Consider the following 14,967-nt stretch of genomic DNA (forward strand, 5'->3'; position numbering starts at 1 on the left):
TTAATTTAATTGAGATCATAGCAGATTTTTGTCTTAGCACTAATACCATAATCACACAATTTTTAAAAATTTTTCTAATTCTACAAGACTCGAAACATTAATCAAATCAAATTTATGGTCAGTTTTCTTTAGCATGTTCGTCAGAACCTTACCTGCACCTATTTCAACTATTTGCTCTATTTTCAGATTTTCCAATTCGTTTAAAGTTTGGCGCCACCTCACCCTACCGCAAATTTGGGAAATTAAGTTTTGTTTTATCTCTATAGGGTTAGTTGTTGGTTTGGCTGTAACATTTTGCACCACCGGAACAAACGGTTTATTAATTACTACTTCGTCTAAAGCCTTTGCCATTTGCTCTTCTGCTGGCTTCATCAAACTACAATGAAAAGGACTACTTACATTCAATTTAATAGCTTTATAGCCCAAATCTTTTACGATAGATATTACCTGCTCCACTGCTATAGTTTCACCACTGATGACTATTTGTCCGTCTATATTATCGTTGGCTATATCAAGGTTAGTAAACTCTTTTACGATCTTTTCAAGCTTTTCTAGAGGAATACCTATACACGCCGCCATTGAACCTTCACCTACTGGATAAGCCTCTTGCATAGACTTACTACGTATTGCTAGCAATTGGGTAGTTACTTGTATATCTATACTTTCCACTGCACATAATGCACTATATTCTCCTAAAGAATGACCTGCAACATATAAACACAGGTTAGTAATATTTCTATTTGTTTGTTGTTTAATGACATTCAATATTGCCATAGACACTGCCATTAGTGCTGGTTGAGCATTGATAGTCAAAGTTAAATCTTCACTTGATCCATTAAAAACAATATGACTTAATTTTCTTCCAAGAGTATCATCAACAATTTCAAATGTTTCTTTTGCCACCTGAAAGTTATCGTAGAATTCTTTCCCCATACCAACCATTTGTGACCCTTGACCTGGAAAGACAAATGCTCTATTCATAATAATACCATAACAATTTAATTTATCTACTGCCGATTATGAGAATTCCAACAATACTGTCAATAGTTTTAATTATTCTAAATTTATCAATATCAGAGTCAATGGCATTGGACTGTATTAAAGAAACTTTTATACATTTAGACAAAAAAGCATGGCAAGATTGTGAAAAGATGGCAAAGTCTTCAAAAGATAAAGTCTTAATCAAAATTATTATGTCTCAAAGATTCTTAGACCCGAATTATAAGAAAAATAGCTTTGAAGAGATAATAAAATTTATACAAAACAATCCCCACTGGCCACAAGTCGACAAACTAAAAGAGATGGCAGAACAATATTTAAACTATGACACAGACCAAGCTTTAATTGTAAACTGGTTTAGTGAAAATGAACCAATTACTGCTTTAGGCTATAAATTTTATGCTTTAGCCAGTAGAAAATTAATAAAAGATCCACAAAAATTAGCGAAGATTATAAAAAATGGTTGGATTTATGGGGTCTTCACGCAAGCAGAAGAAAGCAACTATTTGAGTAATTTCAAAAATATATTGTGTGAAGAAGATCATGTAAAAAAAATGGATGAATATTTATGGGCAGGGAACACGTGTAGTGCAAAAAAATATATGCATTATGTGAGTAATGGCTATAAACAAAATTTTATTGCTCAAATTGCTATATTAAATAAATCCAGTGATAGTGAGAAACTGTTTCAAGAAGTATCAGAAAAATATTATACCCCTGCTTTATTATTTCGCTATTTGGATTCCAAGAAACAACAGGTTCCTACTAGCCAAACTATTGCTCTATTTAAGAAAGTAAAGCAAGATAAAATACATTCCGCCTGTTGGGCTCGTTTACAATATTATTATGCTAGAGAATTTATTGACCAAAAAGATTTTGTCAGTAGTTATAAAATAATTAGCATACCTCTTACTGTCTACCCTGAGCATGTAAGAGAAGCAGAATGGCTTAGTGGCTGGCTTGCCCTTAGATTTTTGCATAAGCCGGACATTGCTTTAAGTCATTTTAACAAATTTATGAAAGTTGCAGCCAAGCCATTAAGCGTATCAAGGGGGCAATATTGGCTAGCTAGAAGCTATGAAGCCAAAGGGGATAAAGAGCAAGCGAATAAATTTTATCATATGGCTAGCAACTATTCCCATAGTTTTTACGGGCAGTTGGCCAATATCGAACTTAACAAACGGCACTTTATTTTACCACAAAAGCCTACCTCCACTAAGCATAATAATGAAAATAGTGAAATTATTAGAGCCATAAAATATCTAATTAAATATGGTAAACATGATTTAGCTCTGTTATATGCTAAAACGGCTATTGAAAAATCATCAAAACCCTCTGAGATTTTATTAATTACCGATATAATTAGTACAAGGGGCAATACTTATCATACAGTAGAGGTAGCAAAAACTGCTTGTCAATATCATACTTTTATTAAGGATTATGCTTTCCCTACCCCTTATACTAAGGCAGTAAAAAATAGCCCCCTAGAACCAGCTTTAACATACAGTATTATGAGACAGGAATCGGTTTTTAATCAATACGTAATTAGTACAGCCAACGCTAAGGGTCTAATGCAAGTTTTAGAAAGACAAACTTGTGATATTGCTAAATCTATTGGCTGTAAATGTCATATTAAAAAATTAACTACTGACCCTAAATATAATATTATGCTAGGTACTAATCATTTTAAAGAATACTTACAACTATATAATGGTAATTATCTTTTAGCCATTGCAGCTTATAATGCTGGTCCTTGTAGAATCACAAGATGGATTAATCTGTTTGGTGATCCTCGTGACTTTAAAAATTTACGACAAATAATTGATTGGATTGAACTAATACCATATTATGAAACTAGAAATTATGCTCAACGTGTTTTGGAAAATCTGCAAGTTTATAGATCTATTATTAGTAAAAATAATAACTTAAAATTAAAACAAGATCTTTTAAAGACTAAAGATAATAAGAGAGAAATATAGCTATACCCTAGTTTTAAATAATGTTATTTAAGTTGACAGTTTAACATTATCTGACTATAAAGAAATATATTATTTCGTATTGGATATGAATTTATGAAACGTACATTTCAACCTAGCAATTTAGTAAGAAAAAGAAGACATGGATTTAGGGCAAGAATGGCGACTGTCGGCGGTAGAGAAATTTTAAGGAAACGCCGAGCAAAAGGCAGAAAAACATTATCAGCGTAGTAAGTGCTTATCTCATCCCTAAAAAATCAGAAAGAATTTGACCTAGTTAATAAGTTAGGAAAAAAGTTCCATAGTCCTTATTTTATCACAATAATAGCAAAGAATTCTACTAAACTCTTTGCAAAACTAAATGTAAAAGGTAATATTGACAACCTATGTAAGAAATCTAGTGAGATTTTATATAATTCGTCAAATACATTACTTTTTGGCATGAAAGTCGGAAAAAAGTTAGGAAACGCTGTTATTCGTAATAAAATCAAAAGACGCATTAGGCATTTAGTTAGACTGCTAAGCAAGGAATCAAAATTCAAACAAAATAGTTGGGCAATGATAGTCATCCCTAGGAAAGGTTTTGAGCAAATTGAATTTGCAACTTTATTAAGTGAACTATACAAGATAGTTTCACAGGTGTAATCCTTACTGCATAAATTACCTCCTGCAATCAAAAGTTATCATTCGTATAAAAATATCATCCTAGCCTTGATGCGGAATCTAGCCCTTATTCAACCACCATCAAGTTGCCCCAATTAGGGATAAGAATTAGTTAATTCTTATCCCTAATTCGCGTAAGTTAAGTTGAAAATAATTTAGATTGCATAATACTGATACTAGGCTAGTGGAATTTAGGTTCAGAATTAGCAAACAAACTTTCCTACTTTTTAATGATTTTTATTATTAATATTCAAATTTAAGTTGAGTTATTTTTGCTTATTCTTTATAGTTATTCGTAATAATATGTTTTATACGTACCGTTAGGGCATAATTTATTTTTCAACAGTTTCATTATATGAAAAAATTTTTAACATTATTCATATTACTAATTATTTATAGTAATACTTTTGCTCAAAAACAAGTATCTAATTTAATCACCCCAGTTAGTTATTTTGTCAATCATGAGCAACAACTTAAAATCCTTGATGAACATTTAAGTAAATATAGACAAGCAAGTATAGTTGGTATTAGTGGTATAGGTAAAACTCAACTGATTAGGATGTATAGTTATGAGAATAAAAATAATTATGATCTAATTTGGTTTTTTGATTGTAACCTTGATTTTGATGAACAATTTGTTAAATTAGCAAAACAACTCAATATGGTTAAACAAACTAATATATCTGAAGAAGTTGCTTTAGCAAAAAAAGAAGTAATATCATATTTAACTGCTACTAATAAATGGTTATTGGTGTTTGATAATTTAAAAGTTAATGAAAATAAGAAAGTACAAGATTTAATTGATTGGGAGCATAATGGTCAGGTCGTGTTTTGTTCGCAAGATAATGAAAAGTTATCTAATATTATAGCAATGCCCCTACTTGATGTGTCTACTATTGTAGCTTTAGCTAATAACTTATTAGACAATAAAAATAACAATAATATCGAATTTTTAACGCAATCTTTTAGTGGTTATCCAATATTGATAGTGCAAGGAGCTCAATTACTTAACAAAGTTAAAGGTTTAGATAAAGAGGAATATAAAAAGAAAATTTATCAATCGACTGATAAAATAGCAACGAATATTAACATGGTTATTCAAGAATTAAAACCAAGTGCAATAAAGTTGTTGAATAAAATAGCTTTATTAAATAACCAAAGCTTCTCGAAATAGCTTCTTAGCACCATTACTGATCATAAAGATACTTTAGATGATGATATATATCAATTATCTAAATCTATGCTAATCAGTAATATTGATCCTAACAAAGATAACCCTATTTTTGAAATGCATGATATAGTTAGCAATAAAATAATGGAACTAAATGGTGATAATAATAAAATATATTTAGAAAATATGATTAGCAAATTACCTAAATTTAAAGGGTCTTATTCAGGATATGTATGGAAAAGAGCCAAGACTATACTAGAAAACTTAGAAATTCTTTTAAAAAACTCTGAGAAATATAATATTAATCTATACTCAATACTTACCTTAAAGGCTGAGTTATTCTCTCTGTATATCAACCTTCATAATGCCAGCAAAGCACAACAAATGTTTGATTGGTTTAATCAAAAAGATAAAGAATTTAAATTGTGGAAAATGTCTGAAACTCAAAAATTTTATTATGCTAAGTACTTAGGACTAATAGGAGTGTGTCATATTGTGATATTCAGGAATTTTGAAACAGCGATTTCTTATATTACTAAATCATTAAATATTTTAGACAAGCTTGATAACGATGAAGCTACTTATTCCTGTAAATTTAATTTTTTTGTTTATACATCTACAGCTTATATATTTTTAGGTGAAATAAAACTAGCTAAAGAATTTCTTAAAGAGATGGAAAAATTAGCAAAACAAGGAATAATACAAGAAGCTGATATGTCTGCAATAGATTATATAAAAAGTGTATTATGTTGGCTACAAGGCAAATATAAAGAATCTTTAGACTTGGAAGGTGAAGCTACTGCACTACTTATAAAAAATGGATTGCATATTGATGACCTACTCATTATGGAGCTATATATATATATATATAAAATAAATATATTGAATTATCTTGGTAGATATCAAGAAGCTTATACTCAAGCTCAACAGCTATATGATATACATAAGCCCCTAAAGCATAAGGATAATAAAATATTTGCAGATATTTATATAGAAATGGCAAGAAGTCAATTAGGTTTAGGTAAAATAGATAAAGCTTATGAATACATTAATAATGCTATTTCTATATTGTTAGTACAGGAAAACTTAACCCCTGAGAGAACAAATTATTCTAAAAATCCGAGCTTAGCAGTAAGTTATGTAGTACAAGGTGATATCTTGTTTGCCCAAGATAGCCTTAAGCAAGCAATAGAATCTTATAAAAAAGCGTTTGTTATATATCATTATTTATATGGAACTAGAAGTAAAAATGTTGCTCAAGTAAGTTATTTGTATAATCATGGAGCAAGAGCTGGCTGTAAAAGTAAAGATTTATATAATTATAAATTTTTTGGCAAGCCACAAATTAAGGAGTTTGGCATACACCATCCTAATACCGTTGATATGCTTGAATATTGTAAACAATATGACATGTATCTGTGGACCAAGAACAATTAAGCATTAAGGTTCTTAAATCGTTGGAATTTTATATTAAGTGGCAGCTCATCGCAACTACCTTAACACTGGTTCTATCTATGCAATTGCTAATAGAGATTTCCAACGAGTATATACTCCACTGAATCGGTTGATGGAGTAACAGCTAATTTATAACCATATTCCGTAATTAAGTAGTAAGTGTAATATTCATGAACATTTTCTATACTTACATCATCAATAGTTCTGTTTCCAAGCAAAATATCTGCTCTACCCTGATCAAGCCTAAGGTTTGGAGCTGTTACTACAATTTTTATACCAGTGAAACTGTCATTTTGCATCTCTAGTTCAACCTTAATAACAGCATCTCTGTATATATTGCTAGATGCCGCAATAATTAAACACATAATAATCTGAGCTATATTGTTATCGATATTTGTGCTAATTAACCTTGTGAACACTAGTTCAATATTATGATTTTTTGATTTTAAAAAATCAGTACTTAATCTATTAATTTCTGCAATAGCAATTTTGCTCCCCTCAGAAGGTAGAGAGTATAAATAACGATGAAACTGTAAATAGCTCATGAGTCTATTTGTACTATCCTGAACCAGTTTAGTAGCTTTCTCTTGATATTCTATAGTTTTTATTAATCCAATAGCGTTATCTATAACACCTATTGATCCTGCAAAATCATGACATATTTTTTCATTTAAAGCTTGGCATAATTTTAGTGAATTTAGCATATTCTTAATAAACTCGTTTAGCTGGTGCAATGCTATCTACTTCATCTGTCAAAGTTGTAAGAGTTACAGGTTTGTAATCTAATTTCACCTTACCTTGCTCATCAATCCAAGCAAGTGTATGTTTCATCCATTCTTCATCATTACGCTCTGGGTAATCTTCCCTAGAATGAGCCCCCCTACTCTCTTTTCTAGCCGCTGCAGAATGCACAGTAATTACCGCTTGATCTAATAAATTAGCTAGTTCTAATGCTTCAACCAAATCGCTGTTCCATATTAATGATCTATCATTAACCTGAATATTTGCATATTCCTTTCTTACCTGGTCAATCATTTCTATTCCTTCATTTAGAACCTCTTGAGTTCTAAATACCGCTGCATGATTTTGCATGATTTTTTGCATTTTAAGTCTTAAGTCAGCTACTGGTAGACCTCCTTTAGCATGACGTATACCATCAAATCTGCTAATTATTTTATCTAATATAGACTCCGGCAAGCTTTTATGCTTTTGCCCTACTTTAACAATTTCAGCAGCTTTTTGTGCTGCGGCTCTACCAAATATTACTAAATCAAGTAAAGAGTTTGATCCCAAGCGATTCGCACCGTGTACTGAAACACAAGCAGCTTCACCAATTGACATTAACCCGGGAATAATCTTATTATGATTATCCTGACCTTTATCAATAACTTGACCATGGTAATTTGTTGGTATTCCCCCCATATTATAATGCACTGTTGGTAACACAGGTATTGGCTGAAGGGTTACATCAATACCAGCAAAAATTTTAGCCGTCTCTGAAATACCGGGTAAACGTTCGTGAAGAATTTCCGGCGGCAAATGATCTAAATGTAAGAATACATGATCTTTATGCTCACCTACCCCCCTACCCTCTCTGATTTCCATAGTAATAGCTCTTGATACTACATCTCTTGAAGCAAGGTCCTTAGCAGCGGGAGCATATCGTTCCATAAATCGCTCTCCATTAGAATTTACTAAATACCCACCTTCTCCTCTAGCACCTTCGGTAATTAAGCAGCCAGCCCCATATATACCAGTTGGGTGGAATTGGACAAATTCCATATCTTGCAAGGCAATAGAACTTCTTGCTGCCATGCCACCTCCATCACCAGTACAAGTATGAGCACTTGTCGCAGAAAAATAAGCTCTACCATACCCGCCAGTAGCTAGTACCACTAAGTGAGCATGGAAACAGTGAATTGTTCCGTCATCAAGATTCCAAGCAACTACCCCTACACATTCTCCATTATTCATTAATAAATCAAGGGCAAAATATTCGATAAAAAATTGGGCTTTATTTTTTAAAGCCTGTTGATATAAAGTATGTAATATTGCATGACCAGTACGATCTGCTGCAGCACAAGTCCTTTGAGCTGCTTGTCCCTTACCATAATTTGTTGTCATACCACCAAAGGGGCGTTGATAAATTTTGCCTTCTTCTGTTCGAGAAAAAGGTACTCCATAATGCTCAAGCTCTAGCACTGCTGCAGCTGCATGTTTACACATATACTCAATTGCGTCTTGATCACCCAACCAATCCGAGCCTTTTACGGTATCGTACATATGCCAACGCCAATCATCTTGCCCCATATTACCAAGAGAAGCACTAATACCACCTTGGGCAGCCACAGTATGACTCCTAGTTGGGAAAACTTTGCTAATGCAAGCAGTATTTAAGCCCTCTTTCGCCATACCAAAAGTAGCCCTAAGACCAGCTCCACCTGCTCCAACTACCACTACATCAAATTGATGGTGGATAATATTATAAGATTTAGACATTTATATAAATTCCTTTTGTTCATAGTACTCTACATTTTTCTATAATCGTCATAGCAAGGCTCTTTAGATGCCGTGGCAATCTAGGTAAACAGCGAAGCTGTTTTTTAGAGTAACGCTTCGCGTATCCTAGATTGCCACAACTGTCGAAAGTTCAAAAATCGTCATTGCGAGGAGGCATAAGCCGACGAAGCAATCCATTTTTGGTTACTTTTATGGATTGCTTCGTCGACCTACGATCTTCTCGCAATGACGTTGACCATATACAACATTTAGGGTGCTATGCCTTTTGTTACAGAATATATCATATATTTATTCTTGACTAAGCTTTTCCAAACAAATTTTTTCAGTAATTTTTTGCAATTGCTCTACTCAGTCAATTAAATAAAGCAACTGCTCCTTAGTGATTCTGTAATGTTTGTCATATCTTGCTTTAACATAAGCATCACGAAGTAATGTGAAACATTTTTTTTGCTCTTCACTTTCATAGGGAAATATTCGACAAAGATCATGATAAAAAATCCGTGCAGTTTGGTTTAGTTCTAATAAATCATGTAATTTAGGTTTATAACCGTCAAATACTAATAAAATAGCATTATAAAAACTCTCGGTAGCTTGGTGAAGTAAAAAGGCTGATATACGATAGTTTCCTCTTTTTAACGGATATTGACAACTAATAAAAAATTCTTGACCTAAACCAAACCAATATTCATATTCTTCTGCAGCTATTGGTCTGCGTTCAGACCATGGCAGATCCTTAGCTTCAGATAGAACAAACTCGCCAGTATCATATAGCAAAATTCCTTCTTTTCTAATATCACGAAAAAAATACTTACCTTTTTCAAGTTGGTCATTTACAAAGTGGATAGACTCAACTATTAGTGTCACGGATGGTTGTGTCATGACCACTAATCGGTCTGTATTAATATCTATTGGGAATTTTCTTTCTAATCTTTTTTCTATATTATGTTTTAAGTTAATAGCTTGATATCCAGCATATTTTCTTTTCTTTAAGACCAATAACAGATCTATATCACTCTGATAATACTCCCTTGAGGATAGATCTTGTACCCAATCACCTCTAGCATAGGAGCCAAATAAAATTATCATTGCTATTTTTGATCTTCCAGAAGCTAGAATTTCTTGGACAATAATGTCTAATCTTTCTTTAATAACTAATGAACGTTCAGGTAATGTGGTTTTCATAAGATTATTTTTATTAATCCATCAGATTACTATAACATAAAATAATGCTACCACTAAGAATGCAATCGTTATAATGCAAAATATTTTAAGTAATATAATTAACCCTGTGCGGAGCTTAATACAACTAATATAATCTTCAATTACCACACACATACCAAGCATTGAATGATAGAAAGCGGTAATAAGCAATATTCCTAAAGGGACAATATTGTAAGGTCTTTGTAAAGTACTAACAAAATGAGTAAAACCCTCTCCAGTAGTATATTTAATAAAAAATATTAGCCAAATAGAACAAATTGCCAAAATAATAGCTGTTATTCTTTGATGCAACCAGTGACTCGAACCACTTTTTGCCGAACCAACCCCTTTAGCTTTCGCCAAATCTGTCCTTAAATTATTATTCATATAGAGGCCATAAGTTAAATTATTATTTCACCTTACGTATAGTATTTAAAAATTGCAGAATAAGTACAAGAGTCTATTAGCGAGACCACGCATAGGCGTCAACTTAAGAGCATAATGATTGAACATGTATAAGTAAATCAAACCTAAACGTCATTGCGAGAAGCCGCTGCAAGCGGCGACGCGACAATCTAAGATACGCGAAGCGTTACTCTAAAAAACAGCTTCGCTGTTTATCTAGATCGCCACGACATCTAACGATGCCTCGCGATGACGGCTGTATTTAATTTGTTTATACATGTTCAATCATTACGCTCTTAAGTTGACACCTATGTGTCATTGCGAGGAGTGCGTAAGCACGACGAAGCAATCCATTTCTAATTACTTTATGGATTGCTTCAACCACTACGTGGTTTCGCAATGACGTCTTGTACTTTTCTGCAATTTTTAAATGCTATACGTAAGGTGAATCACTAATAGACATTTAGAAATTTATAAACAATATTAAAACCTGTTCTGGTTAGCTATAACAACCAAAAAACTAACGTCATCAATATCGAAGCTACTACCACAAACCAACCTGTGAAGTTAATAGCCCTTATTGAAAAGCAATGCCCACTATCCCAAATTAAGTGACGCACCCCATTACATAAATGATAAAACCATGCAAAACTTATGAATATTAGAGGAATTCTCAGTAAATTACATTTAAAGCACTGTAAATATTCAGGATCAAATTTGCTAAAAGCTAATAAAATAAAGCACCACGACAATATTGATAGTCCAAAAAATAAGCCTATCCCCGTTATACGATGCAAAATAGACAAAACGGAGCTTATCTGCTTTTTATATATCGTCAAATGAGGAGAAGTAGGCCTACTATTATAAATTTCCTGCTTTGTTTTTATCATAAGTTTCTGTCATAAATTATCTATAGGTGTAATAGACTTCTTTCGAAACTCGCTTATGCTGAGGGATTTGAAGGAGACGCGGAACGCAGAACCGCAGCGTACTCTAATGTACGTGAGGATTCGAGTACCGCATCGACGTACAAATCACCAGCAGAAGTAGAGTTTCGAAAGAAGTCTAATCTATATCCTGAAATAAATTCAGGATGAAGCCCCTATAACTCTAAATAGCAACAGTATAAACGCTAGTTAGAAAATACTCAAGTTTTCATATTGTATTGTATTGTATTGTATTGTACAATAACTATTATACAATAATGAAGTTAATTTTATGAGAACGATGAGTATTAGTTTAAACGAGACTTTATATGATAAATTAAAATATATGATTCCTTCTAAAAAAATTAGTAACTTTGTAAGCAATGCTATTGCTAAAGAATTAGAAAAAAAGGAACTGGAACTTACTTTGGCATATAAAGATGCAGAGCAAGATAATGAACGCCAAAATTTGCTAAAAGAGTGGGATGCAATAGATGACATTAGTAAAAAATAAAGAAATAATACGAGGCAATATTTATTGGGTAAATCTTGATCCAACAATTGGAACTGAAATTCAAAAAACAAGACCTGCAATAGTTATATCTAATAATATTCAGAATAAAATATCTAGTAGAGTAATAATTATCCCCATTACCTCAAATATTAATAATATTTTTCCTTTTGAAGTAAGAGTTACAGTTAACAACAAAATTGCAAAAGCGTTAACTGATCAAATTAGAACCATAGATAAATCTAGATTGGGAGAGTTTATAGAACAGTTGAATAAAACTGAGATTATTAATATTGAAAAAGCTATTAAAGTTACTTTAAGTTTGACTTAAGTAACCTAGGTTCGATGTAACATTACCGTGTCCTCATATGTCAATCCCTGCACCTTCGGATGTCATCAACTGTTGAAAGTTAAAAAATCGTCTATTAGCGAAGCGCTGTTGTAAGGCTTAAACCGTCTATTAGCGAGCGAACGTACGTGAGCGTGGCAAATCCATGAAGCTTGTCATATAGATTGCTTCGCTTACGCTCGCAATGACGCTGTGGTATAGGTGTTTATAAACTTTCAACAGTTGTGGGTTGATGACATAGGGACTATTACTCCTTATACTTCATCTCCATAGAGTAAGGCACAACCTTTGAAAATATTTTACCAATTATTGGTACTTTAGTGATAACGTTACTTGCAAAAAAGAAAGAAGGTATTACATTACCTTTAAGCTTCATTTGATGTTTATTAGTATCAATTGTACCTTGCATTGTAAAATCAAAAAATGGTCCGGTAGCTGATGTATCAGCAATATTTATGGTATTACCTATATAACTAAATCTACCTGTCATGTTCCTAAACATGATATCCTTATTATTTAATATAAAACTCATAAAACCTGGGAAAGAAACAACCGATACCATTCTAGTAAGAAAAGGCACATCGGTAGTAACAAAGTGCTTGATATCAAATGTTCCATCTACGATTGGTATCACTTCTCCCTTTTTGGCATCATATCTTTTTGTATCAAGTGTCAGATTTATAATACCAGATTTCATTTTATTATACATACCAATACCTCTAAATAAAGCTCCAGCATTATCACAGGTAACTATCCATTGTTCTAGATCTTTTTTATCTGTAAGTAGCATTTTAAAAGATCTAGTACCAATTTTTGAATTTAAAGAACCAGAAAAACATTTTATTTTATTACAATCAATTTGTAAATTAAGCTTATCAAGCATTATATTATTTTTTAACCTTACCCTATCTACATCAACTGTTAAATGAATATTTTTTGCATCTCCTTCTTTCTCTAAGAATTGCATCATATTAGATTCAGACAAATCTAGTTGTCTTCCCTGAATTTTAGCATTCAAGCTATCTTTACCTAAAAGCAAATTCCCCACTAGATCAGTCGTATTATACTTTATTACAGGTAAAGTAACATCATACTTATCTTCTGCTACTTTAACCTTACCAACTATTTTTAAGTTATTTTCTCCCGAAAGATTAAAATCAATATCACCATTTAGGTTATTATATAACTTGCCAGTTAAAGTAAAGTTAGCTTCACTACCAAGTTTTTTATGTATAGATATTTTATCAATATAAAATTCTAAGTTTTTGAGGTTAGTATTGGTTTTAATGAAGCTTTTCCCATCTTTTTGCTCTTTATATTCAAAATCTAGGACACTATTACCTGAGATTAACTTTAATATACCAACCTTTTGGTTATTACCCACAATGGTAGTTTTTACTTTTAATAGATTCTGATAATCATCTTGGTTATTATCAGTGACATTAACATCGATAAGTAAATTACTGTCATAGCCATTAATTTTACCTATACCGATCAAATTTACCTTATCGCCATTAAATGTTCCAGTTATTTTAGCATTTTTTAATATGACATTGTCACTAAATGCTTTGCCATTTACTCCCGTTATTATTGTAGAAATGTCATAAGTATTTTTGATAACTGGGCTAATCGGTATTATTATGCCAATTTTTGAATTAGCAATTCCAGTAATCTTTTTAAGATCGATCCCTTGTTTTTTTATCTTGTTATAATCCTCATTTGATATGAAATCAATTAAATCGTTAACACTCCCCTTAGCATTAACATTAACGATAAAATTTGATTTATCCATCCCTTGCCAATCAAAAGTTATTATCCCACCCGAAATAAGACTATTACTACTATATGCTTGATTTAATATGAACTTAACAGATAGCCCAGATATAGTAACATCAGTATCAATTTTTCGTAAAGGGGGATAGTCCTTATCATATTGATATTCAAGATCTACAACATGCAGCTTGGCCTTCAATGCAGTTTCTAGAGAAATATTCTTTTCTAAAGAATTTTTATCAAAATTAAAATCAAATTCTCCATTTCTAATATAACCACCTTTCATATATTCCTGTAGAAATAAAATTACTTGATTATCAGGAATAATTTTCTCAGCAATTTGATAAATCATTATAGGAATATTCTGAGCATTACCAGTTGCTTGAATTATGCTACTATCCAATACACTATTGAATAATAGATAGGCTTTATCACCAAACTCTAGTTTGCAATTGATCGATTTCTTAGAAGCTCTAGAAATTTTACTGTTATAGGAACAAAATCCTTCACCATCAGGTAATTTTTCACCATAACTATCAAGCAAAGAAATATTTTTTATAGGACCTAAGTTTAACTGTGTTTCAATCTTATTTTTAAAAAAATCCACAATGGATCTAGCAGATATTTGAGCATTTATTACTGGTTGATTATCTTTAGAGATTAAGGAAAAACTATCTATATCAATAGTACTAAGAATTAAAGGCTTGGTTGTTATATCATCAATAATAAAACTGATTTTGAAATTAGTAATTTCACCTTGGGCGTTATTTGCTAAATCCATAAAGATTTTATCGATTGATAGAATATTATTTCTTACTTGTAAATTCTTAATCCGTATTTTCATAGCTTTTTTATCAAGGTAAAATTCTATTACCTTCTTAATTGGCTTATCTAAATATCCCTTACTACTACTTAATATTAATAAAGTTAAAATTACTACAATTGTGCAAACTATTATGCTTAGGTTAATAAAAAATCTTTTAATGAGCATCATCTTGTTATTTAGTACTTGATCAGTT

14 protein-coding genes are annotated in these 14,967 nt (G+C 31.7%); 7 read left to right on the forward strand and 7 right to left on the reverse strand.

All coding sequences use genetic code 11. The annotated features are described in order from the left end of the window. Positions 1–51: 51 nt before the first annotated feature. A complete protein-coding gene (gene fabD, locus AAGD45_RS02865) occupies positions 52–981 on the reverse strand; it encodes an ACP S-malonyltransferase (protein WP_341761915.1) in 930 nt (309 codons plus the stop codon). Between the two features lie 38 nt (positions 982–1,019). Between fabD and AAGD45_RS02870 the strand changes: the two genes are divergently transcribed. The 5 genes from AAGD45_RS02870 (at position 1,020) to AAGD45_RS02890 (ending at position 6,246) form a co-directional block, all read left to right on the forward strand. Beyond that, positions 1,020–2,978: a lytic transglycosylase domain-containing protein gene (locus AAGD45_RS02870; protein ID WP_341761916.1), complete on the forward strand. Its 1,959-nt coding sequence runs from the start codon at positions 1,020–1,022 to the stop codon at positions 2,976–2,978. A 93-nt stretch (positions 2,979–3,071) separates the two neighbouring features. After that, on the forward strand, positions 3,072–3,206 hold the full coding sequence (gene rpmH / locus AAGD45_RS02875) for a 50S ribosomal protein L34 (protein ID WP_341761917.1): 135 nt from the start codon (positions 3,072–3,074) through the stop codon (positions 3,204–3,206). Positions 3,207–3,209: 3 nt separating this feature from the next. Beyond that, positions 3,210–3,620, forward strand: a complete 411-nt coding sequence (gene rnpA / locus AAGD45_RS02880) for a ribonuclease P protein component (RefSeq protein WP_341748130.1) — start codon at positions 3,210–3,212, stop codon at positions 3,618–3,620. Between the two features lie 373 nt (positions 3,621–3,993). Then, positions 3,994–4,812, forward strand: coding sequence for a hypothetical protein (locus AAGD45_RS02885; protein WP_341761918.1), 819 nt, complete (start codon positions 3,994–3,996; stop codon positions 4,810–4,812). Between the two features lie 66 nt (positions 4,813–4,878). After that, positions 4,879–6,246: a hypothetical protein gene (locus tag AAGD45_RS02890; RefSeq protein WP_341761919.1), complete on the forward strand. Its 1,368-nt coding sequence runs from the start codon at positions 4,879–4,881 to the stop codon at positions 6,244–6,246. 86 nt (positions 6,247–6,332) lie between these two features. On the opposite strand, the gene AAGD45_RS02895 is transcribed toward AAGD45_RS02890, so the two are convergent. The 5 genes from AAGD45_RS02895 to sdhC form a co-directional block, all read right to left on the reverse strand. Continuing rightward, a complete protein-coding gene (locus AAGD45_RS02895; protein ID WP_341761920.1) occupies positions 6,333–6,968 on the reverse strand; it encodes a histidine phosphotransferase family protein in 636 nt (211 codons plus the stop codon). A gap of 4 nt (positions 6,969–6,972) precedes the next feature. Then, positions 6,973–8,763 carry a succinate dehydrogenase flavoprotein subunit gene (gene sdhA, locus AAGD45_RS02900; protein ID WP_341761921.1) on the reverse strand — a complete coding sequence of 597 codons (1,791 nt, stop codon included), beginning with the start codon at positions 8,761–8,763 and terminating at the stop codon, positions 6,973–6,975. A gap of 369 nt (positions 8,764–9,132) precedes the next feature. Beyond that, a complete protein-coding gene (locus tag AAGD45_RS02905; RefSeq protein ID WP_341761922.1) occupies positions 9,133–9,966 on the reverse strand; it encodes a HEPN domain-containing protein in 834 nt (277 codons plus the stop codon). 21 nt (positions 9,967–9,987) lie between these two features. After that, a complete protein-coding gene (sdhD, locus tag AAGD45_RS02910; protein WP_341761923.1) occupies positions 9,988–10,371 on the reverse strand; it encodes a succinate dehydrogenase, hydrophobic membrane anchor protein in 384 nt (127 codons plus the stop codon). A gap of 521 nt (positions 10,372–10,892) precedes the next feature. Then, positions 10,893–11,279, reverse strand: a complete 387-nt coding sequence (sdhC, locus tag AAGD45_RS02915; protein ID WP_341761924.1) for a succinate dehydrogenase, cytochrome b556 subunit — start codon at positions 11,277–11,279, stop codon at positions 10,893–10,895. Between the two features lie 337 nt (positions 11,280–11,616). Here sdhC and AAGD45_RS02925 point away from each other — a divergent pair, with 337 nt between their 5' ends. Continuing rightward, entirely contained in the window at positions 11,617–11,829 is a 213-nt protein-coding gene (locus AAGD45_RS02925) for a hypothetical protein (RefSeq protein ID WP_341748051.1), read from the forward strand. Next, positions 11,810–12,157 carry a type II toxin-antitoxin system PemK/MazF family toxin gene (locus AAGD45_RS02930; protein WP_341761925.1) on the forward strand — a complete coding sequence of 116 codons (348 nt, stop codon included), beginning with the start codon at positions 11,810–11,812 and terminating at the stop codon, positions 12,155–12,157. Before AAGD45_RS02925 ends, AAGD45_RS02930 begins: the two co-directional genes overlap by 20 nt. Before the next feature lie 265 nt (positions 12,158–12,422). Here AAGD45_RS02930 and AAGD45_RS02935 read toward each other — a convergent pair whose 3' ends face one another. Further along, complete coding sequence (locus AAGD45_RS02935) at positions 12,423–14,939, reverse strand: DUF3971 domain-containing protein (RefSeq protein ID WP_341761926.1); 2,517 nt, start codon at positions 14,937–14,939, stop codon at positions 12,423–12,425. Positions 14,940–14,967 lie beyond the last annotated feature (28 nt).

The organism is Candidatus Tisiphia endosymbiont of Thecophora atra (genome assembly GCF_964026395.1).
Lineage (GTDB): Bacteria > Pseudomonadota > Alphaproteobacteria > Rickettsiales > Rickettsiaceae > Tisiphia.

Coding starts and splice junctions, on each gene's coding strand:
- AAGD45_RS02885 (WP_341761918.1), top strand. CDS start 3,994: ATGAAAAAATTTTTAACATTATTCATATTACTAATTATTTATAGTAAT.
- rpmH (WP_341761917.1), top strand. CDS start 3,072: ATGAAACGTACATTTCAACCTAGCAATTTAGTAAGAAAAAGAAGACAT.
- fabD (WP_341761915.1), bottom strand. CDS start 981: ATGAATAGAGCATTTGTCTTTCCAGGTCAAGGGTCACAAATGGTTGGT.
- AAGD45_RS02870 (WP_341761916.1), top strand. CDS start 1,020: ATGAGAATTCCAACAATACTGTCAATAGTTTTAATTATTCTAAATTTA.
- sdhC (WP_341761924.1), bottom strand. CDS start 11,279: ATGATAAAAACAAAGCAGGAAATTTATAATAGTAGGCCTACTTCTCCT.
- AAGD45_RS02935 (WP_341761926.1), bottom strand. CDS start 14,939: ATGCTCATTAAAAGATTTTTTATTAACCTAAGCATAATAGTTTGCACA.
- AAGD45_RS02905 (WP_341761922.1), bottom strand. CDS start 9,966: ATGAAAACCACATTACCTGAACGTTCATTAGTTATTAAAGAAAGATTA.
- sdhA (WP_341761921.1), bottom strand. CDS start 8,763: ATGTCTAAATCTTATAATATTATCCACCATCAATTTGATGTAGTGGTA.
- sdhD (WP_341761923.1), bottom strand. CDS start 10,371: ATGAATAATAATTTAAGGACAGATTTGGCGAAAGCTAAAGGGGTTGGT.
- AAGD45_RS02930 (WP_341761925.1), top strand. CDS start 11,810: ATGACATTAGTAAAAAATAAAGAAATAATACGAGGCAATATTTATTGG.
- AAGD45_RS02895 (WP_341761920.1), bottom strand. CDS start 6,968: ATGCTAAATTCACTAAAATTATGCCAAGCTTTAAATGAAAAAATATGT.
- AAGD45_RS02890 (WP_341761919.1), top strand. CDS start 4,879: ATGCTAATCAGTAATATTGATCCTAACAAAGATAACCCTATTTTTGAA.
- AAGD45_RS02925 (WP_341748051.1), top strand. CDS start 11,617: ATGAGTATTAGTTTAAACGAGACTTTATATGATAAATTAAAATATATG.